This is a genomic window from Vibrio vulnificus NBRC 15645 = ATCC 27562 (assembly GCF_002224265.1).
Classification (GTDB): Bacteria; Pseudomonadota; Gammaproteobacteria; order Enterobacterales; family Vibrionaceae; genus Vibrio; species Vibrio vulnificus.
In genome coordinates, this window is the sequence record NZ_CP012881.1 from 3,217,521 (window position 1) to 3,242,524 (window position 25,004).

The window sequence follows — 25,004 nt, forward strand, 5'->3', positions numbered from 1 at the left end:
GGTTAACTAACGATCTATTAAACGTCGTAAGTCGTCGACGCTGTGTTACCGCCGGTACCTGTCCAGTTGGTGTGGAAGAATTCACCACGCTCACGGTCGATACGCTCATAAGTGTGAGCACCGAAGTAGTCACGTTGTGCTTGCAGTAAGTTTGCAGGTAGACGCGCTGTTGTGTAACCGTCAAGGAACGTCAGTGCAGACGTTGTACATGGCATTGGGATGCCCGCTTCTAGCGACTTCGCCGCTACTTTACGCCATGCCACTAGGCTGTTTTGTAGGATGCCTTTGAAGTAGTCATCAGAACCTAGGAACGCAAGATCTGGGTTCGCTTCGTACGCATCACGGATGTTACCTAGGAATGCAGAACGAATGATACAACCACCGCGCCACATCAGTGCCACGTTGCCGTAGTTGAGATCCCAACCATTTTCGTTAGACGCTTCACGCATCAGCATAAAGCCTTGAGCGTAAGAGATGATCTTAGATGCTAGAAGCGCTTGGCGAAGTGCGTCAACCCACTCTTTCTTATCGCCTTCCACTGGAGTAATGGTCTTGCCAAAGAGCTTCTCCGCTTCAACACGTTGATCTTTCAGTGCCGATAGGCAGCGAGAGAATACAGACTCAGAGATAAGCGTGAGAGGAATACCAAGATCCAGCGCGTTGATGCCCGTCCATTTACCAGTACCTTTTTGGCCAGCTGTGTCTAGGATCTTTTCTACTAGTGGCTCGCCATCTTCGTCTTTGTAGCCAAGGATGTCAGCGGTGATTTCAACTAGGTAGCTGTCTAGCTCAGTCTTGTTCCAATCGGCGAAAACGGCTTGCATCTCGTCTGCAGACATACCAAGGCCATCTTTCATGAACTGGTACGCTTCGGTGATCAACTGCATGTCGCCGTATTCGATGCCGTTGTGAACCATTTTAACGAAGTGGCCTGCGCCGTCGTTACCCACCCAGTCACAGCAAGGCTCGCCAGCGTCAGTTTTTGCAGAGATACCTTGGAAGATAGGCTTAACCGCTTCCCATGCTTCAGGAGCGCCGCCAGGCATAATTGAAGGGCCGAAACGTGCGCCTTCTTCACCACCAGAAACACCAGTACCGATGAAGTGGATGCCTTTTTCACGCAGTGCCGCTACACGACGGTTGGTGTCTGGGTAGTTCGTGTTACCACCGTCAATGATGATGTCGCCTTTATCTAGAAGCGGTACAAGTGCATCAATAAACTGGTCTACTACCGCGCCAGCACGAACCATCAGCATCACTTTGCGTGGTGTTTCGAGTTTCTCAACCAGTTCCTCAAGCGAGTATGCGCCAATGATGTTGGTGCCTTTCGCTGGGCCTTCTAGAAACTCATCTACTTTCGCCGCAGTACGGTTGTGAGCCACCACTTTAAAGCCGTGGTCGTTCATGTTCAGGATAAGGTTTTGACCCATTACTGCTAGGCCAATAACACCGATATCACCTTTCATTGTTTCTCTCCAATATATTTCTTTCTGCGACGGTTAAGCGATTTTCGCTGCTGCGTCTAAATCTAAATACCATTCCGTCAGCCCTGCTTTCGCATGAATTTTCGCTGCCGGGTAAGGAAGTTCTTCCGCTGGATTGCTGTTGATCTCTTCAACAATGTCCGCTTTACCGGCACCCAGTACTAGGTAGCTAATGCGTTTTGCCGCTTCCAGTACTCGTGCCGTTTTCGAAACGCGAATTTGTCCAGATTCCGGATGAGAAGCCAATACTGACAGGTTCTCATCGTCATAATTCGTTTGACCTGGGAAAAGCGACGCCGTGTGGCCATCTGCGCCTACACCAAGCAAGATCCAATCGAACACAGGTGTGCCATTATCGGTTGGAATAACGTCTGCCATTTCTTTTGCAAAACGGGCCGCTTCCACTTCTGGCTGCTCTTCACCACGGATACGGTGGATGTTTTCCGCAGGAACGCTCACTTGGCTCAATTCTCTTAGTTTTGAGAACAAAAGGGCATTCGCTTCACCGTAGTTGCTCTCTGCATCGTCTGGTGCCACGCAGCGTTCATCACCCCACCAAAAATGAAGGTTTTGCCACTGAATGGAGGTTGCGTACGTTTCTGATGCCAAAAGCTTAAACAGCATTTTAGGCGTGCTGCCACCAGAAAGTGAGATATGAACAGGTCGGCCCATTTCGCTAAACGCTTTCATGTCGTTTGCTAGGCTTTCTACTACCTGCTCTGCTGTTTGGTAGATCTTGTGATTGATCATAGTTCGCAGTAGTCCGTATCTGTTAGGTTTTTGCATGGGAAACGCCACGCGCGATCGTCACGCTGCAGCAAATCGTCCGACTCTTTTGGCCCCCAAGTACCGCAGGCATAACCAAAGAGTGCTTGTGGATCTTGTTTGAAATCGAGGATAGGTTGAACGTATTTCCAACACGCTTCTACCGCATCGCTGCGAGCAAACAGCGTTGCATCGCCGTTTAACGCATCTAGAAGCAGACGCTCATAGGCGGTCAGCATTTGCGTTTCTTGCAACGAAGCATAATGGAAGTTCATCTTCACTTCTTTGGCTTTAAAGCCTGCACCGGGTTCTTTCAAACCGAAGCTCATTTGAATGCCTTCATCAGGCTGAATACGAATGATCAGTTTGTTTTCTGGAGCGTTTTGGCCAAATACCGGATGCGGTGTTTGTTTGAAGTGGATAACCACTTCTGTCACGCGAGTTGGAAGACGCTTACCCGTGCGCACGTAGAATGGTACGCCATTCCAACGCCAGTTATTGATGTACGCTTTCAGACCAATGTAAGTCTCAGTACGAGAATCGTCCGCTACGCCGTTTTCTTCACGGTAGCCAAGCAGATGTTGTCCGCGCACGTCTGATGCTGTGTATTGACCCAAAACCAGGTTGTTACGCAGATCATCTTCCTCTAGCGGTTTTAAACACTGGAGAACTTTCACTACTTCATCACGCATGGAATCGGCGTTAATTTGTGCTGGCGGCTCCATGCCCACCATCGCCAACACTTGCAGTAGGTGGTTTTGGAACATATCGCGCACAGCACCGGAGCCGTCGTAATAACCACCGCGCTCTTCCACACCAAGGAATTCGGCACCTGTGATTTCCACATAATCAATGAAGTTGCGGTTCCACAGAGGTTCAAACATGGCGTTAGAGAAACGGAAAACAAGTAAGTTTTGAACGGTCTCTTTTCCAAGGTAGTGGTCGATGCGATAGATCTGATGCTCTTGGAAGCAATCGTGTATTTCTTTGTCGAGCTGACGTGCCGAAGCCAAATCATAACCAAACGGTTTTTCAATGATCAGGCGCTTCCAACCATCCTCTTCACTATTGAGACCGTGATGAGCAAGGCTTGCAGGAATAACACTGTAAAGGCTTGGCGGTGTGGCCAGATAAAACAGTGTATTACGTTGTTCGAACTGGTATTGAGCGGCCAATTCGTCTAAACGTACAACCAACTTCGCGTAGTCTTTTGTGTCTGACGTGTTGATGGCTTGATAGTGAAGATGGTCGATAAATGAATCCAGAATGGCTGGTTCCGTTTTCTCCATTTCCTGAAGAGAGCGCTTTAACTTTTCGCGATAAGATTCATCGCTGTATTCAGTGCGGCTGACACCTAAAATAGCAAAGTTTTCTGGTAGCTGCTTACTTGCGTAGAGGTGGTATAAAGCAGGGATCAACTTGCGATATGTTAAATCACCTGAAGCACCAAAAATTACGATGCTGCTGTTTTCTGGTATTACCATCATCTTTCCCTTAAAAACGAGGTACTTGTTGTGTGCCTGGATACGGCTTAAAGGATGAGCCCACCCTATCAGTGACACCTAAAAATTGATAATCGGCCCTGCCTATTCCACTAATAGACAAAACCTTACAAAACAGTGAGTGTGGGTTGGTAATAAGAATGATTTGCCCGACACGGGGGCGTATTGTCTACGACAATTTGACATACATCAATAGTTAGAATCGCAATCGTTTAAATTATGACTCAAAAATGACATATCCACTTGTTATTTAAAGATTATTTAATTTAAAACTGATTAGACCAGTTTAATTAAGATGTGGACAAATAATCAGCAAATATTCGCTCAAATGTAATCCATTGCACGATAAGTAAGAAAAACACCGCTCACATATTAAATTTGCCGCATAACCTACAAATTAACGATGAACTTTGCGATACGTTCGTTCAGGGCGACCGACCGTACCGTAATTCAAATCGGCAGCAAGCTCACCCGAACTGATCAAATATTCAAGATAGCGCCTTGCCGTGGTGCGACTGGCCCCGATTTGCTCCCCCGCTTCATCGGCAGTATAAGAAAGCTCGCCTTGAAATAAGGTTCGAATTTTATCAAGGGTAACCCCATCGATACCTTTGGGTAGCCGGTTGGATACGATTTCCTGCGTACTGCTTGCTTGCAGCATTTTATCCACCAAGCCTTGATTGAGATCGGACACCGTTCCCAGTTGCACTCGTTGCGCACGGTATTTGTTCAAGGCACTTTCCAGCCGTGGAAACATCACGGGTTTCAACAAATAGTCCACCACACCGCCACGCATTGCGGTTTGTAGCGTTTCCACATCTCTTGCTGCGGTAATCAAAATGACGTCACAATGACGATTGCTGCCGCGAATTTGATTGAGGATCTCCAACCCACTGCCATCAGGAAGGTAAACATCGAGCAAAACCAAATCGGGCTCGAACACGGACAACTGCATTTCGGCTTCGGCTTGTGTGGTCGCAATGCCAATCACCTCGAAGCCGTCCATTTGCTGCAAATACTTATGATGAAGCTGAGCAATCGCCATATCATCTTCAATTATCATCACTCGGGTATTGGCGTTCATCTTTGTTCTTCCTTGGGTAAATAGACCGTCATTCTTGTGCCAAATTTGTCATTCTCCGCCATCTCTATCGAGCCACCATAACGTGCGGCTAATTGATTGACTAAGTAGAGCCCAACCCCACGCATGCTGGTCGCTTTGCTTGAGATCCCTTTCTCAAGCAGCTGCTCAGTGGAAAACTGCGTTGGTAAACCACAACCTTGGTCCTGTACTTCGAGAATCACTTCCGTCCCATAGTCACTGATCGAGACTTCAATGGTTCTACGTGAACGGGCAAAATTGCCTTCTTGTGCAATTGCGCTCATTGTCGCGTCAAAGGCGTTATCAATCAGGTTACCGAGTATTGTCGTGATGTCTTCTGGACTGAGCCAAGCACTTAGCGGCTCTAAACGAGCCCCTTCTTCAACCACTAACTCCAAGCCCAGCTCACGCGCACGTTCTGTTTTTCCTAGCAACATGCCCGCCACCAATGGATCTTTGATCGTATCGCGTAGAAACTCGATCAGCCCCTGATAGTGTGCCGTCTCCTGACCGATAAGCTGTTGAACCGCGTCGAGCTCGCCCATCTGAACTAGGCCACTGATGGTATTAAGTTTGTTGCGATGCTCATGCGTTTGTGAGCGCAATAAATCGGCATACTCTTTGGTTTGAGAAAGCTGTTCAGTGAGCTCAGAAATTTCATCACGCAAACGAAAGCTGGACACTGCGCCGACAATTTTGCCATCCACGTAAACCGGGCTTCGGTTGGCAATCAACCTCTTTTGGTTGAGGTAAAGTTCAATATCGTGATCTTCTTGTCCCGTCTCGAGTACCCGGTACAGATCACTGGCAGGTAACGCATCTGAGAGCGGTTTGTTCAGCACTTGAGTCGGTTCTAACCCGAGAATGTGCGCCGCACTGCGGTTGATGGAACGCAAAACGCCGTTGGCGTCAATACTTAACACCCCTTCTTTAATGGTACTCATGGTCACATCAAGCTCACCATATAAACGACCAATTTCTTCTGGTTCAAATCCCAAAATCGCCCGTTGAAATTTACGAGAAGCGTAATTGGAAACCAAGGCATTCGCAGCAACCACCAGTAACGTCATAGCAATTAAAAACCACGCAAATGGCTCTATTCTGTCTTGCAATCGATCAAGCAGATAACCCACAGAGACCACGCCGATGACCTCACCCGCCGAGTTAAACACAGCCGCTTTGCCACGCACCGAATAGCCCAGTGAACCTCTTGCTGTCGAGATATACGCTTCGCCTTCTTCCAATGCTCGGGCGTTATCACCACCACGCATCGGCAAACCAAGACGTTCATCAAGGGGGTGGATTAAACGAATGCCTTCTCGGTCACCAACAACGATGAACGCAGCACCTAATGCTTCCGTTAGTTCACGAAACTTTGCTTGATAGGTGACATTGTCACGGTTTTCAACCAGCTCAACCACGGTGGTCGAGTTGGCAAGAAATTGAGCCACACCCAGTGCTTTCTGCCCCATTTCTTGCTCTTGTGTGTATTTGAGGTAGGCAAAGCCCGCTGCTACGAGGATAAGCAACTCAATCAAACCAGAGAGCGTCATAATGACCAGCATTCTTTTACGAAAACTGATGCTTTGCCACGTCATGCTTACCTCTTTCGTACCACTTAAAAACAGAGAAAAGTGATTTAACTTAACACCGTTTTAACATGCATGCTCTTACCTCCATTCGGAAGTGTGAATCGCAAGAAATAAATCCTCGTGAAATGACTATTTATTATCCTGCAAGTAATACCTCTCAAATGTGAGAAGTGGATTTTAAATAAACAACAAGTTACATAACCATCGAACCAGTTATTGATCTAGATCACTACGAATTTAGCTAAATTTGAGGTCTTTTTAGGGCGTAGGGCGTATACTTTTTGGGCAATGAAGCAACATCAAACTTGATTACAATAATAACGACAAGGTGGTGTCAATTGATAAGGAACGATCAATATGGAACGCGATACCTTTGGAATTTGTCTGAATAAGGCAATGCTGTCGAAGAATATGCATTCAACCTTTACACACGTCAGGGCTTATGAAAAAGACGGCCGGAGTCCGAGTGACCTGAAAGTCCTTTTATCATTCCCGCAAATGAGCGGACGGGATCTTTTGCAGACCATGCAAGGTTCTCGACAACTTGAATGGAGAGCAGAATTCTTCTGCCCTTCCATGAAGTAAGATAGCTCGCCTCTACGCAAAATAGCACAGCTTTCGGGTTGTGCTTTTTATTATCTGTACCTTGCCCATAATAAGTTCCAATTTGCATAGGTGAGGCTTCATGTTTTAATAGACACATTTCCTTACCAAGATAGCAACTGCTCATTTCGCAATCTTGGCGAAAAGATAAACCCACAACTTAACAGTGGATCACAATTACTATATATTAGAGTCATTACTCTATTTTGCGATATCCATCATGAAACGACACAGTAAGCTATTGATGATTGGGCTGCTCTCGAGCTCCATATCGCTCGCCTGTCAGGCGGCACCCATTACCTTTCAGCAAGCATGGCAACTTTTGCAAGAAAACAACCACTCTCTTGCAGCACAACGCGCCAATGTTGAAAGCCAGCAACATATGCAAAGCGCCACCAGCAGTTTAAATCTGCCCTCTATTAGCATTGGGGCTAACTACACTCGTTTGGATGCCGATGTCACCGTGTCTGGACAACAACTTCTCGACAGCACAGGGCAACATATCGCAGTTCCTCCTGCCTTCCAGCCAATTTTTGGTGCGTTGGCCAATACGACATCTACGATCACAGAGCGAGATATCTTTACGTCTTCCATCCGTGCCATTTGGCCAATTTTCACTGGCGGTCGTATTTCAGCAGCACAAGCGGCTGCTGAAGGGAAAACCGATGAAGCCAGAAGCCAACTGTCGATGGAGACACAAGCGAGATACGAGGACTTAAGTAAATACTATTTCTCGGTCGTGTTAGCCAAGGAAGTCTTACAAACACGCCAAGCGGTGGAGCAAGGCTTAACACAGCATCGAGATTTCGCTATTAAGCTCGAAAAACAGGGCCAAATCGCCCATGTGGAACGCTTACAAGCAGAAGCCTCACTGGATAAAGCTAAGGTCGAAACACGAAAAGCTCAAAGTAACCTCGATATCGCGCAATCAGCCTTGAGCAAAATCTTGGCACAAAATGACATGGTCGAACCCGCTGAAGGGCTCTTCATCAACCAACATCTTCCTCCACTCTCCGCCTTTACTGAGCAGACACTCGCTACCTACCCAGGATTGGATTTACTCAGTGCAAAAGAGAAACAAGCCAGCGCGCTGATCAAAGCTGAGAAAGGGAAATACTACCCTGAGGTCTATCTTTACGGAGATTACAGCCTTTACGAAGATGATTCATTAGCCAGTGAGATGAAGCCTGATTGGCTGGTTGGTGTGGGCGTGAATATTCCGCTATTGGAAAACACTGGCCGCAGTGACAAAGTGAAGGCTGCCAACAGTATGGTCTCTCAAGTTCAATCTCTCAAAGCACAAGCGAAAGAAGATCTTTCGGTACTGGTACAAAAAACCTATTTGGAAGCGCAACAAGCCATCGACGAAGTCATCGGCCTTGAATCAAGTATTCGCCTAGCCAAAGAGAACCTAGATTTAAGAGAAAAAGCGTTCAACCAAGGCCTATCCACCTCTTTGGAAGTGGTTGATGCGCAGCTCTATCGCGCGAGCGTCGAAACCCAGCAATCTGCCGCACGATTTCGCTACTTACTCTCTTTGACCAAGTTATTGGCGCTCAGTAGCGAAATGAATAGCTTCAATCAATATCAATCATCTGCTTACCAACCGATTCAAGAGGCGTCACTATGAAATCATTTAAACCTGTTTTGCTGTCACTGTGTGCCGTCGGTGTCGTGAGCTGGGTCGGTTACAGCTTTTATCAAGCCTATCAACCAGAGCCAGTCCGCTTGCAAGGCATGATTGAAGCGCAGCAGTACAGTATTTCGTCTAAAGTACCAGGCCGTATCGATCAAGTCTTAGTGCGTAAAGGGGAAAATATCACCAAGGGGCAACTGGTTTTTACCCTGCATAGCCCAGAAATCGAAGCCAAGCTCGAACAAGCGAAAGCCGGTGAAAAAGCGGCAGGCGCCCTCGCTCAAGAAGCCGAAAAAGGAGCTCGTAGCCAACAGATTCAAGCAGCGAAAGACCAATGGCTAAAAGCCAAAGCCGCTGCAGATTTGATGGAGAAGACCTACCAACGCGTCAACAATCTGTATAACGATGGTGTTGTTGCAGAGCAAAAACGCGATGAAGCCATGACACAATGGCAAGCCGCCAAGTACACCGAAAGTGCAGCATTTCAAATGTACGAAATGGCAAAAGAAGGTGTCCGCGACGAAACCAAACTAGCAGCTGCTGAAAAAGCGCGCATGGCAGCCGGTGCTGTCGCAGAAGTAGAAGCGTACGCCAACGACACTCGTATCGAGAGCTGGTTTGACGGTGAAGTATCACAAGTGCTATTGCAAAGTGGTGAGCTTGCTCCTCAGGGCTTTCCTGTCGTCACGGTGATCGATACACAAGACGCTTGGGCGGTGCTGAATGTTCGAGAAGACCTATTAAAACACTTCCAAAAAGATCAAACGTTTTCAGCCTACCTACCTGCGCTGGACAAAAAGATCGAGTTTAAGGTGAGTCACATCGCTGTGATGGGTGATTTCGCGACATGGCGTGCAACCGATGCTTCCAAAGGGTTTGACCTGCGCACGTTTGAAGTCGAAGCGCGTCCAGTAACGCCGGCACACGATCTGCGCATGGGCATGAGTTTAGTGGTTGAGCTGTAAAGGTTAGCCAATGAAACCACAATTCTCACAATTGCATGTGTTGAGACACGACAAATGGTTGTTGTCGTGTCTCACTTGGATCCCTATCCTGTTGGCACTGCTGATTTGGGGCGTGTTCTCAGCGGGCATCGCTCGAGATTTGCCTATCGGCGTGGTGGATAACGCACACAGCACACTCTCGAGAAAGCTTACTCACATGCTGGATGCGTCATCCACGATGAGTGTCGACTATCAGTTTAGCGATGTACTACAAGCCAAAAATGCCATGATAGAAGGAAAGGTTTATGCCTATGTCATCATTCCTGACCATTTCGACCGCGATATCTACCTACAACGCGCACCACAAGTCTCGGTGTTTTATAACAGTCAATACATATTGATTGGCCGGTTAATCAATTCAGCAGTCGTGCAAGCTCAAGGTTTCTTTAATGCAGGTCTTGAGACCATGAAATCCTTGAGTCATGGCAATAGCACGGTACAAGGCGCTTTGGGGAATGCTGTCACTATTTCCACGCAAATCTCCCCTTTATTTAACCAAAACACCAACTATGCGCAGTTTTTGGTTTCTGCTGTTGTGCCCGCGATTTGGCAAATCATGATCGTTGTCTGTTCCATTCTTATTCTCGCCGCCAATTTGCGTGTCTATGCGAGAAAACCGGAACATCTTGATCGATGGCTTGGCAATCAACCATTCAAAGTCATCAGCAAAACACTCGCGGCTTATCTGCCCATCTTCCTCTTGCATGGTTTTGCTTTCCTATTTTGGTTCTATTTCATGCTTGATTGGCCATTCCAAGGCCATTTACTTCCGATCATGATCGCGCAGTTAGCCACCACCATCGCTTGTATGATCATGGGTGCATTCTTTTTCTTCATGACATTGGATGCAGCGCGAGCCATGAGTTTCGCCGGCGCATTTACCGCCCCGAGCTTCGCATTTATGGGCATTACTTTCCCAGTCTCAGACATGGGTTCATTGGCGCAATTCTGGCGTAGCTTACTGCCTATCAGTCACTACATCGAAGTCCAAGTCGCACAAGCCAGTTACGGGACGAGCGCGTTAACTTCACTCACTCATTTGCTACCTATGGCCGGTTACGTACTGCCCGCCTTTTTGGCTGTGGTGCTGGCAAAACGCCATCTAAAGAAAACGGAGGCGACAAATGTCCCTGTTTGAGTTGTTCAAAGCGGAGATAAAGGCCCTTTTCACCAACCCGGTGGTGACACTCACTGTCTTTGGTGGTGTGGTTTTCTATTCGTTCCTGTACCCTCTTCCGTACGCGAATCAAACCCCTCGGGAACAGACCATATCCGTCGTAAATCTCGACATGAGCGCCACGAGTCTCAAGCTGGAACGGATGGTCGATGCCACACCACAAGTGCATGTTGTCCGTCGCGACTATACGATTGAAGCGGCAAAACAAGCGTTCCTAGAGGGAAAAATCAGCGGCATATTGGTAATTCCAGAGCATTTTTATCGCGATTTGTTACTTGGAAAAAGCCCGACACTCTCCTATGCAGGCGACGCCTCTTACTTTTTAGTCTATGGCACGGTGGTTGAAGGTCTGGCTCAAACCGGAGGTACTTTAGCTGCGCAAGTGAAAGTATCCAAACTGGTCATGGATGGCGTACCCCTTTCGCTGGCAGCCAACCAATACAGTGCGGTAAAGCTAAATCTAAAACCGACCTTTAACCCAACCATGGGATACGTTGAGTATGTTGTGCCCGCTGTGTTTGTGCTGATCCTTCAGCAGACCTTAATCATGGCGGCGGGTTTGATGGTTGGCACGCAAAAACATGGTCACGGATACTGGACTAGCCAACCTCGTTGGAAGCTGCTCTCTGTTAGAACTCTGGTATTGGTTGGTGTGTACTACCTTTTAAGTGCGTACTATTTTGGTGCCAGCTTTACCATGCATCAGGTCAACACTTTAGGCCATGCTACCCAGTTGTTGACGCTCTTGTTACCCTTCCTCATCGCATCGTGTTTGGCTGGTTATTGGTTGGGTGAGCTACTGCCGCGACGAGAGCTTGTCACCCTAGTGGTGCTGATTAGCTCCATGCCACTGATCTTCTTAGCGGGTTTCATTTGGCCTGTAGAGATGATACCAACACCGCTGCTATGGCTGGCACAACTGAGCCCAAGCACCAACGCAATCAAAGGATTCTTAGCCCTCAATCAAATGGGCGCGAGTTGGCAACAAATCGCCAACTATTGGAGCACCTTGTGGTTAGTAGCAGCATTTTGGTTGGTACTTTGTCTCTTCCAAACCGTTCAACAGCGACGCGCAGCTAAAAGACTGGCTTAACGGTCTAACACCCTATTCTTGATATGCAAAAAGGCTCATTAATTTGAGCCTTTATCAATTATGAGACAGGTAAAGATCGAGTGACTTAACACTTCTCACAGTAAAAACTTCGATCCATTGAGAATATCTATAAGTTATAAACAACTCATAATGATAAGTAGAAGAGCGACCATTTTTTATGGAAAAGGATATCCATTCATCGATTAGTCGTTTTAGCCAACTTATTGATTCTCTCTACCAAGCTCCTGTTCATCCTCGTGGATTCGAACCGTTTCTAGAGCAAATGGTGGGCGAGTTTCGTTTGGCCGACGCAGTCTTTCATATTCAGTCAAACTACCGTGGAGAGCTGGTTTCAGGCTGGATGGCCGGCCCACAAATTGATGCTGTCATTGAGTACATAGAGCAAGATCTCGCGCGCGGCAATATCATTAACGACTTCATCGCCACAAACCCCATCGGGCGATTTTATTCTCTAAATAAACACATCGGCAGACAACACGACTTAACCCCGCAAGAACAGAAAGTCGAAGACTGGTTTGACCGCCACGGTTTTTGCGATGTTGCTACCGCTTTGATTGGCCATGCAGATGGCAACATTGCCTTCCTCAGTGTGCATCGAAATCAAAGTGAGTCACCACTGGATGAAACCGAACTTTATCTATTGGAAAAGCTGGTCCCTCACATTCAACGTGCATTTTCGCTTTATCAGCAGTTCAAAACCTCACAGCAATACACTAATAATCTTACTCAAATCATCAGCCAGTTGCCTCATGCTGCGCTGCTTTATGACAGCAAAGGCGCTTACGTTGCCGCCAATCACAAAGCGAAAGATCTCCTCGCGTTGCAGGAAAACGTTAAGCTGCTACCCAGTGAACTTAGCTTCTGTGACGCCACATTACGCCATGAGTTTCTGCTCAATGTTCAAGAAACCCTGCATCTTGTCAGAGTCAGAAATCACGATGCGTGTAAGGTGATGCATCTGTCTTCACAACGTGGTGGGCTAACGCTACTGTTTGTCGCAATCGGCTTGGAAGCGCAAACTATTCCACAAAGCTATCCTCTCGCCGCAGAATCCAATCAGCTTATGGAAGAAGGCATTGGCTGCATCATTTATCTCTACGATAGAGAAAAAAGTGCAACACTCAACCCGACTCTCCTCAAGCCAATCTTCAATTTTACCGATGCAGAAACCGAAGTTTGCCAATTGTTGGCGTTAGGCTACAGCCGAGATGAAATTGCTCAACTCAGTCACCGCTCTCCTCACACCATCAAAGATCACATCAAATCTATCTACAGTAAAACCGGTACGGGCAAACAATCTGATCTGATTGCCACCATTCTCACCAGCCCTGCACATACCCCCTAAATGGGGGATGTTTCATATTGACAAAATGAATTAATGTAAGTGCAAATATTCACTGTTTTTTAGCGTAGATGGCTGGAAATTGAGCAAGGATGGCTCATTTGAAGAACTCACATTTCGCTCTGGATATTGGGTTCTACTCTAAGTGGCTCCGGCACAGAGCCACTGAATTTTTTTCTTGCCGTGAAAGAGATGTGAATGACGAATTTCCGCACCTTCGTATTGCTGCCTTACTCCATCATCAATGTGACATGGAAGACAAGTAGCCAAGCATAAAAATAACACCGTCATTGGCTAGCGGAATAAACAAGGCCCAGCGTTACGCTGGGCCTTGTTGTCTCTGTTGGTATCAAAAAGAAAATTACTGCAATCCTAAATCTTGCGTAATAGTTCGAATTTGTTTCAAATCCATTTTGTACACTTCGATAAGCTGATCGATCTGGCTTAAACGTGACGACGCTTCATCTTGTTTGTCACACGCATCTGACTTAGCATCCCAGGATTTCCCAGCCAAATAGACTTCACATTCACTCTTAAGCTTGTCGAAAGCAGGCACCAAAGCCTCGCGCTCTTTTTCCAACTTCTCAAGATCTTGGCTAATCTCCATCTCACGACGAAACAGTTCGCGAGATCGCTCAAACATATTCGCCTGCATATCCGCTTGGCGGTTGAGTTTTTCATTCTCAACTTGGGTAGAATCAATGCGAGACTGTTGTGTTTTCAATTGCCCTTCCAGAGCGATGTTAAGCTTTTCCATCTCTGTCAGTTGATTTTGCAACTTTTCGATTTCTGCCTGATGCTCTTTCTGACGAATTGCAAGTTCACTTTCCAACTTCGCATCCAGTTCTTTATCTAGCTCGGCTTCACGCGTTTGCAAATTTGCCACCAGCTTACTTCGATCATCAACGGTCGACTTATATTGCTGTTCTAACGTCTGGTAATTTGCTTCCCATTTCTTGGCAGTAAAATGTGAGCCGAGCAATCCACCAAAGGCCATGCCTAAAATGGCCGCAACCGCTATATAGACAACCGTTTTGTTATCACGCTCTTCAATCACGACCACATCATCTTGATCGTCATGATGATTATTTGACGATGTCACCACATTTCACTCCAATATGAATTACTAAGCTACTTAATCAGCTCGCTCGCAACCAAAACAATCGTATAGACGGCAAATATCCCTAGCAACGTCACAACAATCCCTTTCTGAATTTTTTCGTTGGTGCGATATCTCAGCAAAAAGTAAGCCAATACAATGAGAACCACAATTGCTATCAGTCTTATCATTCTTCATCCTTACCGAACAAAACCAATCTATTAGCCTTTGCATTGTACTCTATTTCTCGCAGTGAACACGTCAACTTCCGGTAGTTTTTTCTCGATTCGCGCAATAATTACTCAAACGATATTTTTGTTGATGACATCACAAAAGTTATTGGTTAGGATTCGCCTACAGATTGCCTGAATAGTTCAGGTAATTGTTCCGATGAAGGCTACAGGAGAGTGGTAATTAACCATATTTTAACATTTGGTTAGTCATACCCGCCGAAGAAGTAAATCTTTCAGGTGCAATATTCTTATTGGTTATATCAAAAGAATATGCGAGGACTGTAGTTGGAGGAACCTCTGGAGAGAACCGTTAAATCGGTCGCCGAAGGAGCAAGTCCTGCCCATGTGCAGGGTGAAACTCTCAGGCAAAAGGACAGAGGAGTGGAAAGTTATACCCCAACATGCACCTTTTCTTTTGTGGCTTGAGCTTTCAGCCGCAATGTTTTGCTTTGTTGGCCCATTTTAGATCCTCGATCTTTACCTTTCCCTCTTCTCCTTATTAGTTGTTTTATTAAGGGGAAATCATGAACGACCTTCAATCTTTACTACAAACTATCGATAGCTTTGTCTGGGGACCACCTTTGCTGATTCTTCTGGTCGGCACCGGAGTCTATTTCACATTTAGCCTAGGCTTAATTCAGTTTAAGCACCTACCGACTGCTCTTGCGATGGTGTTTAGTAAAGACAAATCCACACAACAGCAAGGTGATGTATCTAGCTTTGCCGCGTTGTGTACCGCCCTTTCTGCCACCATTGGTACAGGTAATATTGTTGGTGTGGCCACCGCAATTAAATTGGGTGGACCTGGCGCTCTTTTTTGGATGTGGCTCGCCGCTTTGTTTGGTATGGCGACCAAATACGCCGAGTGTTTGCTGGCGGTTAAATATCGCAAAGTAGACGATAAAGGCCAAATGGTGGGTGGCCCGATGTACTACCTTCAATACGGTGTTGGCTCGAAAGCATTGGCGATCATGTTTGCGATTTTTGCGCTAGGCGTTGCTTGTTTTGGTATCGGTACTTTCCCACAAGTTAACGCGATTTTAGATGCGAGTGAGATTTCACTGGGCGTATCACGAGAGATTTCTGCATCGGTACTGACTCTGCTTGTCGCGTTTGTCACATTAGGTGGCATTAAATCTATCGCAAGCGTCGCGGGTAAAGTGGTTCCGGCCATGGCACTCTTTTATGTGTTGGCGTGTTTGAGTGTCATCATCATGAACGCCGACCAATTGCTCAACGCGATTGAGTTAGTCTTGGTTTCGGCATTTACCTCCACAGCGGCCACTGGAGGCTTCTTGGGCGCTAGTATCATGTTGGCCATTCAATCGGGCATTGCTCGTGGTGTATTCTCGAACGAATCCGGTTTAGGAAGTGCGCCGATGGCAGCCGCAGCAGCCAAAACTGACTCTTGTGTGAAGCAAGGCTTAATCTCAATGACAGGCACCTTCTTCGACACTATCGTCATTTGTACAATGACCGGTCTTGCTCTTATTTTGACGGGGGCTTGGCAAAGTGATTTTGCTGGTGCCGCGATGACAACACATGCCTTTGCCGTGGGTTTACAAGCAGAAACCTTAGGACCAATGTTGGTGTCTGTTGGCCTGATGTTCTTTGCATTTACCACCATTTTGGGCTGGAACTATTACGGTGAGCGTTGCGTCGTGTTCCTACTTGGTACCAAAGCTATCCTACCTTACAAGATCATCTTTCTTGCATTGGTGGCTTCAGGCGCGTTTATGCAATTGGATATGATTTGGATCTTGGCCGACATTGTCAATGGTCTTATGGCCATTCCTAACCTCATTGGTTTGATCGCGTTGCGCCATGTGGTGATTGAAGAGACGAAGCTGTTTTTCAATCCCTCTTCTCAGTCAGACGACTTTGACGCTGTTAAAGCCTAATCGTTAAGTTCTAACACAAAAACGCCCGCTGTCACTTCGTGATTGCGGGCGTTTTTATTGTTGTTGTGGAAGAGACTCTCAAACACAACCTTGTCTGTTTAATCTCTTAGCCACGGCTCCACCTCAACGCCCTGCTTTTTAAAAAACGTCGGATGTTGCTGTTTAAATTGATCCGCTTTGATTTCGTTAATAGGCCACTGTGCAAAGCTTTCGATAATGAAGCCATCTTCAAAGCCAAACTCCAAGGACTTCAATTTGTTCGCAACATGACGAAAGAGATAACCATCACCACTAGGCTCACACTTCAACGGGACGTACGTCATAGGCGCACCATTTACCGAAACCGAGGCCCACTCACTAGAGCTCGCATTACACTTCGCGGCTTTAAATACATCAATTTCGAACTTGTTGTCCAACGTGGTTGAAACAAAAACCGCAATGTCATCTTCCAAATAGACTCGCCTCAATAGCAATTGTTTGGTGTCTTGAGTCCGAGTCTGTTGAATCCCATTGGAGAATGGCAGGAAATATGCCCAATGCCACTGCCAATCCATGCCTTTCGACGCAAAATTTAACTGAGGCACCGTTTTCAAAGCGACAAAGGCAGCAAAGCCGCTTAGAAAGATGACCGACACCAAAGCAACACTGGTGAGTAAACGCATCAGACTGGCTTTTCAACCAAAAGTTTAATACCAAGAGCCACCAAAACGGCCCCTGTTGCGCCTTCCATCCATTTCATGAACTGCGCATTTTTCAAAAGATTTTTCGCTGAGTTCAACGCACCAGCCAACCCACATTGCCACACCATCGCTATGACGAAATGAATTCCCGCCATCGTCATTGATTGTAAAAGAGGCGAACCCTCTGGATTCACAAACTGTGGCAAAAAGGCCAAATAGAAGACCGCGGTTTTAGGATTGAGCACATTCGACAAAAAACCTTCTCTCAAAGAGCGTTTTGCGTCGTAACTTTGCTGTGCCATCTGCGCAACGCTTAGCCCTGCCCCAGTCTTCATCAAAGACTTCAAGCTACTAAAGCCCAGCCAAATAAGGTAAGCCGCCCCGATCATTTTCACCAGTTGAAACAGCTCCGCTGACTGCGCCAAAATGGCTGAAATCCCAATGGCAGAAAACAGTGCGTGCACAAACAAACCGCAGCAAATACCTAAACTCGTCATGCAGCCATCTTGCAAACCAGCACGAGTCGTATTACGAATGACCAATGCCGTATCTAGCCCCGGAGTTAACGTTAAGATGGTAATGGCGATTAAAAAGGCTTCAAAATTTAAAATGTCCATATATTGTCTGAATTATGTTGGAAGTGTGAAGATCAATACTCTTTATTGATTCGTTACGCAAGCAAATCAAGGAACACGACGTGACCAGAGTGTTGTATAAAACAGATGAATTATGGAAAATGCACTTTTCGCTTTAAGTTATGAGATTTAAAGCGTTACAGGAACCCTAATCACTCAGCGAAAACGCGCACAACGTGATTAGGGAGATATGGAAAGAATAACGATAAAGAGACGTCACATGAGCGCATTTCAACAACTCCTAGACCACTCCCAGAAGGTCTCTCACTTTGAACATTTAAGTGCCATTGTAGGATGGGACCAAGCCGCAGTCATGCCCTCTGGAGGCGCTGAAGCGCGCTCAAACGCAATGGCAGAGCTGTCAGTACACATCCACTCTCTAATGACCCAACCACAGCTTGGTGATCTTTTTGCCAAGGCAGAAGAGGAAAATCTCTCTGTCGAACAAAGCGCAGTATTACGTGAAATGAAACGAGACTGGCAACAAGCAAACCTGCTGCCAGAATCCTTAGTGCAAGCGCAATCTCTGGCGGGTTCTAAGTGTGAGCACGCTTGGCGCACTCAGCGTGGCAACAACGATTGGCAAGGTTTTGAAAAAAACTGGGCAGAAGTGGTGACATTGTCGCGTGAAGAAGCGCAAATTCGTGCCGAAGCAAAAGGCGTATCAGCTTATGATGCCATGCTGGATATCTACGAACCTGGCACTACCACAGCGTCACTTGACCAATTATTCAACGATGTAAAAACGTGGTTGCCATCGATGATTGATCAAGCGATCGAAAAGCAAGCATCCGGTCAGATCCAATTGCCTAATGGCCACTACCCAGCAGAAAAACAGAAGGCACTTGGCCTTGATGTGATGAAATTGCTTCAGTTTGATTTCGAACACGGGCGTCTCGATGAGAGCGTTCATCCTTTCTGTGGCGGCGTGCCTAGTGACGTGCGTATCACCACTCGATACGACGAAAAAGAGTTTGTGCAATCACTAATGGGTATTGTGCATGAAACGGGTCACGCTCGGTATGAGCAAGGTTTGCCCAAAGCGTTTGCAGGAACATCCGCAGGCCAAGCGCGCTCAATGGGCATTCATGAGTCACAATCACTGTTTTTCGAAATGCAATTGGGCCGCAGCCCTGCATTTGTTGATCATTTAGCACAACTCGCCACCAACTACTTTCAAGGTAACGAGTTCAAAGCCGACAACCTAGCTAAAATCTATACTCGCGTAGAAAAAGGCTATATTCGTGTCGATGCCGACGAGCTGACGTACCCTGCGCACGTAATTTTGCGTTATGAAATCGAACGAGATTTGATGAATGGCGTGATTAAGCACACCGACGTGCCAGAGCTTTGGAACGAGAAAATGAAGTCCTATCTTGGCCTATCAACCGAGGGTAACTATAAAAATGGTTGTATGCAGGATATCCATTGGACCGATGGATCTTTCGGCTACTTCCCAAGTTATACCTTGGGTGCAATGTACGCCGCACAGTTCATGGCAGCGATGAAGCAAAGTGTTGATGTAGACAGCGTTGTTCGTTCTGGCGATTTGACCACCATCTTCACGTGGCTATCAGACCATATTTGGAGCAAAGGCAGCTTGTTGACCACGGACGAACTTGTTAAGCAGGCAACCGGAGAAACACTCAATGCGAAGTTTTTCCAAGCACACTTACAAGCTCGTTATCTGTAACTGATCCCCTTCAAAGAGCAGTCATCGGCTGCTCTTTGTTCTATACACAAACAAAACCTTTCATTTTTATTACCTTACCATCCTTCTATTAATCATTTTACTAATAATCCGCTAATTCTTATTCTTTTACCTTCGTTACAAAAATGTGAACAAATTACTTTATTAGAGCGATTACTTTAGTAGACTGCGAGCAAATCTTCTCATATCAGGGGGCCTCTTGCTCGCATTCATTCGCATTCTACTTGCCGCCATCTTTGTGGTTGTCACAACACTCGCCGCACTGATCTACTGCCTTTTTAGTCCAAGGGATCCCAAACACGTGCATGTGTTTTGTCGCTGGTTTAATCAACTGCATAAAATCGTAGGAATGACCTTGATTCAGCGTGGTGCTGAACATGCTCACCAAAATGGTCATGCCGTCTACGTTTCCAATCATCAAAGTGTTTTTGATTTTGTCACTTCGCCTGGGATGTTGCCTCCTCGAACGGTGACGATCGGCAAAAAAAGCCTATTGTGGGTACCATTCTTTGGTCAGTTGTACTGGATAACCGGTAATATTTTGATCGATAGAGAGAATAAGTCAAAAGCTCGCGATACCATCGCGCAAGTGGCAGAGGCAATCCAAACGCGGGATTTGTCTGTATGGGTCTATCCTGAAGGGACTCGTAGTAAAGGCCGCGGCTTACTCCCTTTTAAAACGGGAGCCTTTCGTATGGCGATAGAAGCTGACGTTCCTATTATTCCAATGTGTGTCAGCACCACGCACAACAAAATTGCGCTCAATCGCTGGAAAAATGGGGTCGTCATCACTGAAATGTTGCCCCCCATAGACACAAAGGGCTACACCCTACAGCAAGCTCGTCAGCTGGGTGATCATTGTCATCAAATCATGGAGACAAAAATACGCGAACTGGATGAAGAGGTGGCAAAACTCGAAGCTGAGCAAAGATCACCGCGGAATCAAGCCAAGGCTTAATGTGAAAATAATGAGCCCATCCATTAAGATGGGCTCATTATTAACGGCAGGATTATTTTAGCGGCAGGAACGTTACGCCTTATCTTTATCTTTGTCTTTGAAGCGATGTGTAAATACCAGCACGTTTTCGGGGCAAACATCAATACAACGCCCACAACTGATGCAGTTTTGATCCATGACTCTTCTGTCCCCTTCTTTTAATGGTTGCCGCAATACCTCTGGCTCTGGGCAAACATTGTAGCAATCCATACACTTGGTGCACGCTTCTCGATTTTCCGCTGAGATTCTCAGAACACTTTTTCGTCCAATCACGCCATAAGTTGCACCGAGTGGGCACAGATGGCCGCACCAACCATGATCGACCAGTAGAAGATCAAGCACAAATACCAACAGGATCAGCACCCAACCTGCACCCATTCCAAAAAGAATGCCTCGATGCAGCGTGGCGACAGGATCAATCCAAGCCCAAAGTACACTGCCTGAAGCCGCGCTACCAATAAGCAGTGCACCCAGGAGCCAATATCTCAGTTGAGCGTTCCAACGAAAGCTCGCCTTGATTTCAAGCTTACGCTTTAACCAAGCTGCAAGATCTGTAACCACATTAAGCGGGCACACCCATGCACAAAATGCTCTAGGGCTGATGATGGCGTAAAAGACAACGACAATCAGAACGCCGAGTAACGCATTGAATTCTGGAATATGTCCAGATACGACGATTTGTAAGAAAATCAGAGGGTCGGTCAGTGGAATGGTATCAAACAACATACTCGATGAAAGGTTGCCTTTAAGTATGTTTACCGTTGGGCTGAGTAAAAACAGACCAATAATGGAGAACTGAGCCAAACGTCTTAATATAAGGAAACGGTGAGCATGCCACCAACCTAACTTCTCTCTTGCTTCACGACCGGCATCTTTTGCTAAATTCTTCGCCATTATTTTGACCCTCCCAAGGTTTCCAACGCGCCAGTTGGCATATCACTGGTATCTGGGGCGGTGTTTTGCAACGGCTTGGTAATCTCCTCCCATCCAAGCTGGTAATGGTCGCCTATTTTTCCTTGGGCGAGATCATGCGGAATGACTTTGATCGCAGCGACTTCGGTGATGCAAGCCTGCTCACATTTACCACAGCCAGTGCATTTATCCGAATGCACGGTCGGGATCAACTTCGCGTGATAACCGGTTCTTTCATTTCGAACGTGCTCCAGCGTAATGGCCTCGTCGATAACAGGGCAAACTCGATAGCAGACATCACAGCGCAATCCCTGCCAGTTCAAGCAGCTTTCATGGTCAATTAAGACTGCTAACCCCATAAGAGCGTCATCAATATCCGTGAGATTCGGGTCAAGCGCTCCACTTGGGCAGGCGACCACGCAAGGAATGTCTTCACACATTTCACAAGGGATCTCCCGTGCATGGAAGTAAGGAGTCCCCGACTCTACTGGAGAAAGTAACGTCGCCAATTTCAAGGTATCATACGGACATGCCTGTACACACAAACCACAACGGGTGCAGGCTTTTTCGAACTCCCCTTTGGGTAAGGCACCCGGCGGACGAAGTGGAACGCCAGTACCACCACGAGCCTGGCTTTGCTTAGATTGCAGGCCAAGAACGGTGGCGGCGGCACCAACACCAGCAAATGTTCTGACGGAATCGCGAAGAAATCGTCTTCGACTTTCGGATGTTTTTTTGTTGTTGCTTACACTCATTGCTTCACCTATCGCCTTCATGTGTCGCACTTGTTTTATACTAGTTGTCCGCGCGTACAATCGCTGAAGATATAAGCGTAATGTAACTGGATGGCGTTCGTTTTCTATTACCCCAAAAGGGTAATCAAACACTTGATTGAGTTAGATCAAACGTCATTATTCAACTCTGACACTAAGCTCTCAATTTTTGCCCGCTAAAGATGGAAGCCGCGAGCATGAAAACAGGTGAAGGAAGGTTGCAATCAATCCACTAGATCAACACCGTAAGGCATTCGCTTATGGTGTCGTCGCAGTGGATTGATGAAAGGAACAAGCAAGCGCAAAGGCGTTGTGATCAGATAATCAGATCACCTTGTTGAAGAAAGCTGAATTCTTGGCTGTTTTTAGCAAATAACACGCAAATTTTAATCGGTTCGAGCTTCGCTTGTTGAATCTTCTCCGAAAGTTCTGCCGGAGTTTCATAACTCAATCGTTGAGCATCTCGACGCACCATTTCTAGAAAAGCAGGATGAATCTGCTCTGGCGCCAACACAAGCTCCGCTTTTTGCATGTAACGAAGGGCTTTAATAGGTAACATCTCAACATCGTCTGTGCAACCAATCCAAGTGCATTGCGCAGTTCGTTGAACCTCCCCTTTGATTGCCTGTGCAAACAAGCTTTCAAGCTCTCTATGATTTTGTGACGATTTTACCTCTGGTAAGTCGAAAAACAGCTCCCAAAACATGCGACGTTCTTCGACTGTCGGGAATCGTTCTTTAACCGCCACACGTTTTGACTCGGCGAATTCCGCCAGCAAACTAAGATTTTGTGGCAAAACCGCTTCTAATGATTCTCTGAGATTACGAATCAACACAGGGGAAGCACCACCACTGGATATGGCAATTTGCACTCGTCCACGCGAGATCATTGAAGGCGTAATGAAGTCACAATACGGTTTATCATCCACAACGTTCACCAACAGGTTACGCTGTTTCGCGTCACGATATACTTGATGGTTGAGAGACGGATTGTTGGTTGTCGCCCAGACTTGAACATAGGCGCCATCCATCAACTCAGATGAATAGAAGTTTTTCACCCAGTAACAGCGGTTTTCCTCTACCCAACGGTGAAGCTCATCCACCAACGTCGGCGAAACAATCGTTACTTTCGCCCCGACATTTAACAGTGCTTCAATTTTACGACTGGCAACTTCCCCTCCTCCGACAACAAGTACGGGTTTGTTTTCTAGATCCATGAAAAGAGGAAAATATCGCATTTAAATCCCTGTCTGTTCTTTATGACTAAAGCGCTCATCGTAGCAGATTTGGTGCATAAATATCATCACAAACCGATGTAACAAATAATTTTTGTTCGAATTTTAAACACAAAGCAGTGAATAACTCCAAACAACCACCACCATACAGCCCTTGATTCCATAATACTATTAATATAATTGACAAAAGCTCTCTTGCACTACTTCAGTAACCAATTGCACTATTTACATTCAGTTAACATTTGGTCATTCTAATTACCACAGGGTTTGTGATTCCTCTCAAAAATCTTTTTAAATTATACAGTTGAGAAATCAAAAATCCTTTCCTACGCTTATAAATAATTGATTTCCGAACAGCCGTTTTGAACGGAGGTCAATCAGTTAGGACACACACAACAACAATTGAGCACGTTGTATCAGGTGTTACCTGGTTTAACTTGGATCATACAGGAAGGATACAAATGGCAAATAAACTCACTATTCTGGCTTCATTGGTAGCGGCATCTACTGCTATGTTGTCGTCAAATGCATTCGCTGCTGAAAGCACTCTAGACAAAGTGACAAAACAAGGTTTCTTAACTTGTGGTGTCAGTACTGGCCTACCAGGTTTCTCCAACCCTAACTCAAAAGGTGAATGGGAAGGTATTGACGTTGAATACTGTCAAGCGATTGCGGCGGCAGTGTTGGGCGACAAAACTAAAGTGAAATATGTTCCCCTCACGGCTAAAGAACGCTTTACCGCTCTGCAATCGGGTGAGATTGATGTTCTTTCGCGTAACACAACATGGACGCTACACCGTGATACCGCGCTTGGTTTGAACTTTGTTGGCGTGAACTACTATGACGGCCAAGGTTTTATGGTGAAAAAAGACCTCGGCATCAAGAGCGCCAAAGAGCTTGATGGCGCATCTGTTTGTGTTCAATCCGGTACCACCACTGAACTTAACTTAGCGGACTACTTCCGTAATTCAGGTATGAGCTACAAGCCCGTTGTATTTGATACGGCAGCTCAAACCTCAAAAGGTTTCGACGCTGGTCGTTGTGACGTGTTGACGACAGACCAATCTGGCCTGTATGCACTTCGCCTGAACCTGCAAGATCCAAGTTCTGCGGTGGTTCTTCCTGAAATTATTTCTAAAGAGCCTCTAGGCCCTGTGGTTCGTCAAGGTGACGATCAATGGTTCAATATCGCGAAATGGACGCTAAATGCGATGATCAACGCAGAAGAGTACGGCATCACCTCTAAAAACGCAGAAGAGATGCTTAAATCTAATGATCCAAACGTGAAACGTATCCTAGGTGTTGATGGGCCGAAAGGTAAAGGCCTAGGCATCCGTGATGATTGGGGTTACCAAGTCGTTAAGCAAGTTGGTAACTACGGAGAGAGCTTTGAGCGTACTGTCGGTACAGGTTCTCCTCTGCAAATCTCTCGTGGTGTTAACGCACTATGGAATGCTGGCGGCTTCATGTACGCGCCACCGATCCGTTAACAGTTATCTGTGATGAAA

General features: G+C 46.4%; 22 protein-coding genes and 1 riboswitch. Of the genes, 10 read left to right on the forward strand and 12 right to left on the reverse strand.

Annotation, left to right across the window (positions count from 1 at the left end):
* Positions 1 to 17: 17 nt before the first annotated feature.
* The 5 genes from gnd to AOT11_RS15700 form a co-directional block, all read right to left on the reverse strand.
* Complete coding sequence (gnd, locus tag AOT11_RS15680) at positions 18 to 1,466, reverse strand: decarboxylating NADP(+)-dependent phosphogluconate dehydrogenase (protein ID WP_011080524.1); 1,449 nt, start codon at positions 1,464 to 1,466, stop codon at positions 18 to 20.
* Positions 1,467 to 1,499: 33 nt separating this feature from the next.
* The gene (gene pgl / locus AOT11_RS15685) at positions 1,500 to 2,234 is read right to left on the reverse strand and encodes a 6-phosphogluconolactonase (protein WP_017422109.1); all 735 of its coding nucleotides are present in this window, start codon (positions 2,232 to 2,234) and stop codon (positions 1,500 to 1,502) included.
* Positions 2,231 to 3,733, reverse strand: a complete 1,503-nt coding sequence (gene zwf / locus AOT11_RS15690) for a glucose-6-phosphate dehydrogenase (protein ID WP_026050694.1) — start codon at positions 3,731 to 3,733, stop codon at positions 2,231 to 2,233. Before zwf ends, pgl begins: the two co-directional genes overlap by 4 nt.
* Before the next feature lie 415 nt (positions 3,734 to 4,148).
* Positions 4,149 to 4,835 carry a response regulator gene (locus AOT11_RS15695; protein ID WP_017422111.1) on the reverse strand — a complete coding sequence of 229 codons (687 nt, stop codon included), beginning with the start codon at positions 4,833 to 4,835 and terminating at the stop codon, positions 4,149 to 4,151.
* Complete coding sequence (locus AOT11_RS15700; RefSeq protein WP_017422112.1) at positions 4,832 to 6,451, reverse strand: ATP-binding protein; 1,620 nt, start codon at positions 6,449 to 6,451, stop codon at positions 4,832 to 4,834. Before AOT11_RS15700 ends, AOT11_RS15695 begins: the two co-directional genes overlap by 4 nt.
* Positions 6,452 to 6,802: 351 nt before the next feature.
* Here AOT11_RS15700 and AOT11_RS15705 point away from each other — a divergent pair, with 351 nt between their 5' ends.
* The 6 genes from AOT11_RS15705 to AOT11_RS15730 all read left to right on the forward strand — a co-directional run bounded on the left by AOT11_RS15705 (position 6,803) and on the right by AOT11_RS15730 (position 13,324).
* Positions 6,803 to 7,030, forward strand: a complete 228-nt coding sequence (locus tag AOT11_RS15705; protein ID WP_017422113.1) for a hypothetical protein — start codon at positions 6,803 to 6,805, stop codon at positions 7,028 to 7,030.
* A 238-nt stretch (positions 7,031 to 7,268) separates the two neighbouring features.
* Complete coding sequence (locus tag AOT11_RS15710) at positions 7,269 to 8,678, forward strand: TolC family protein (RefSeq protein WP_026050695.1); 1,410 nt, start codon at positions 7,269 to 7,271, stop codon at positions 8,676 to 8,678.
* A complete protein-coding gene (locus tag AOT11_RS15715; protein WP_017422115.1) occupies positions 8,675 to 9,649 on the forward strand; it encodes an HlyD family secretion protein in 975 nt (324 codons plus the stop codon). Before AOT11_RS15710 ends, AOT11_RS15715 begins: the two co-directional genes overlap by 4 nt.
* Before the next feature lie 10 nt (positions 9,650 to 9,659).
* Positions 9,660 to 10,826, forward strand: a complete 1,167-nt coding sequence (locus tag AOT11_RS15720; RefSeq protein ID WP_017422116.1) for an ABC transporter permease — start codon at positions 9,660 to 9,662, stop codon at positions 10,824 to 10,826.
* Positions 10,813 to 11,958 carry an ABC transporter permease gene (locus AOT11_RS15725; RefSeq protein ID WP_017422117.1) on the forward strand — a complete coding sequence of 382 codons (1,146 nt, stop codon included), beginning with the start codon at positions 10,813 to 10,815 and terminating at the stop codon, positions 11,956 to 11,958. The genes AOT11_RS15720 and AOT11_RS15725 overlap by 14 nt, the downstream gene beginning before the upstream one ends.
* 178 nt (positions 11,959 to 12,136) lie before the next feature.
* The gene (locus tag AOT11_RS15730) at positions 12,137 to 13,324 is read left to right on the forward strand and encodes a helix-turn-helix transcriptional regulator (RefSeq protein ID WP_017422118.1); all 1,188 of its coding nucleotides are present in this window, start codon (positions 12,137 to 12,139) and stop codon (positions 13,322 to 13,324) included.
* Positions 13,325 to 13,682: 358 nt separating this feature from the next.
* On the opposite strand, the gene AOT11_RS15735 is transcribed toward AOT11_RS15730, so the two are convergent.
* Positions 13,683 to 14,426 carry a chromosome segregation ATPase gene (locus AOT11_RS15735; RefSeq protein ID WP_017422120.1) on the reverse strand — a complete coding sequence of 248 codons (744 nt, stop codon included), beginning with the start codon at positions 14,424 to 14,426 and terminating at the stop codon, positions 13,683 to 13,685.
* Between the two features lie 26 nt (positions 14,427 to 14,452).
* The gene (locus tag AOT11_RS23625) at positions 14,453 to 14,611 is read right to left on the reverse strand and encodes a hypothetical protein (RefSeq protein ID WP_011150215.1); all 159 of its coding nucleotides are present in this window, start codon (positions 14,609 to 14,611) and stop codon (positions 14,453 to 14,455) included.
* A gap of 329 nt (positions 14,612 to 14,940) precedes the next feature.
* Positions 14,941 to 15,040, forward strand: a riboswitch (glycine riboswitch).
* Between the two features lie 137 nt (positions 15,041 to 15,177).
* Here AOT11_RS23625 and AOT11_RS15745 point away from each other — a divergent pair.
* A complete protein-coding gene (locus tag AOT11_RS15745; RefSeq protein ID WP_017422121.1) occupies positions 15,178 to 16,554 on the forward strand; it encodes an alanine/glycine:cation symporter family protein in 1,377 nt (458 codons plus the stop codon).
* Between the two features lie 98 nt (positions 16,555 to 16,652).
* Here AOT11_RS15745 and AOT11_RS15750 read toward each other — a convergent pair whose 3' ends face one another.
* Both AOT11_RS15750 and AOT11_RS15755 read right to left on the reverse strand, forming a co-directional pair.
* The gene (locus tag AOT11_RS15750) at positions 16,653 to 17,216 is read right to left on the reverse strand and encodes a hypothetical protein (RefSeq protein WP_017422122.1); all 564 of its coding nucleotides are present in this window, start codon (positions 17,214 to 17,216) and stop codon (positions 16,653 to 16,655) included.
* Positions 17,216 to 17,851: a LysE family translocator gene (locus AOT11_RS15755; protein ID WP_017422123.1), complete on the reverse strand. Its 636-nt coding sequence runs from the start codon at positions 17,849 to 17,851 to the stop codon at positions 17,216 to 17,218. Before AOT11_RS15755 ends, AOT11_RS15750 begins: the two co-directional genes overlap by 1 nt.
* A gap of 238 nt (positions 17,852 to 18,089) precedes the next feature.
* On the opposite strand from AOT11_RS15755, the gene AOT11_RS15760 reads away from it, so the two are divergent.
* Together AOT11_RS15760 and AOT11_RS15765 are read left to right on the forward strand one after the other, a co-directional pair.
* Positions 18,090 to 19,562, forward strand: coding sequence for a carboxypeptidase M32 (locus tag AOT11_RS15760; RefSeq protein WP_026050696.1), 1,473 nt, complete (start codon positions 18,090 to 18,092; stop codon positions 19,560 to 19,562).
* A 217-nt stretch (positions 19,563 to 19,779) separates the two neighbouring features.
* Positions 19,780 to 20,538, forward strand: a complete 759-nt coding sequence (locus tag AOT11_RS15765) for a 1-acylglycerol-3-phosphate O-acyltransferase (RefSeq protein ID WP_017422125.1) — start codon at positions 19,780 to 19,782, stop codon at positions 20,536 to 20,538.
* 72 nt (positions 20,539 to 20,610) lie between these two features.
* Here the strand turns inward: AOT11_RS15765 and napH are convergent, their stop codons facing one another.
* From napH to AOT11_RS15780, 3 genes are all read right to left on the reverse strand, one after another.
* The gene (gene napH, locus AOT11_RS15770; RefSeq protein WP_017422126.1) at positions 20,611 to 21,471 is read right to left on the reverse strand and encodes a quinol dehydrogenase ferredoxin subunit NapH; all 861 of its coding nucleotides are present in this window, start codon (positions 21,469 to 21,471) and stop codon (positions 20,611 to 20,613) included.
* Positions 21,471 to 22,244 (reverse strand): ferredoxin-type protein NapG, encoded by a 774-nt coding sequence (napG, locus tag AOT11_RS15775; protein ID WP_026050697.1) that lies wholly within the window; start codon positions 22,242 to 22,244, stop codon positions 21,471 to 21,473. Before napG ends, napH begins: the two co-directional genes overlap by 1 nt.
* Positions 22,245 to 22,578: 334 nt before the next feature.
* Positions 22,579 to 23,499, reverse strand: a complete 921-nt coding sequence (locus tag AOT11_RS15780) for a precorrin-2 dehydrogenase/sirohydrochlorin ferrochelatase family protein (RefSeq protein ID WP_017422128.1) — start codon at positions 23,497 to 23,499, stop codon at positions 22,579 to 22,581.
* Between the two features lie 458 nt (positions 23,500 to 23,957).
* Here AOT11_RS15780 and AOT11_RS15785 point away from each other — a divergent pair, with 458 nt between their 5' ends.
* Complete coding sequence (locus tag AOT11_RS15785; protein WP_026050698.1) at positions 23,958 to 24,986, forward strand: amino acid ABC transporter substrate-binding protein; 1,029 nt, start codon at positions 23,958 to 23,960, stop codon at positions 24,984 to 24,986.
* Positions 24,987 to 25,004 lie beyond the last annotated feature (18 nt).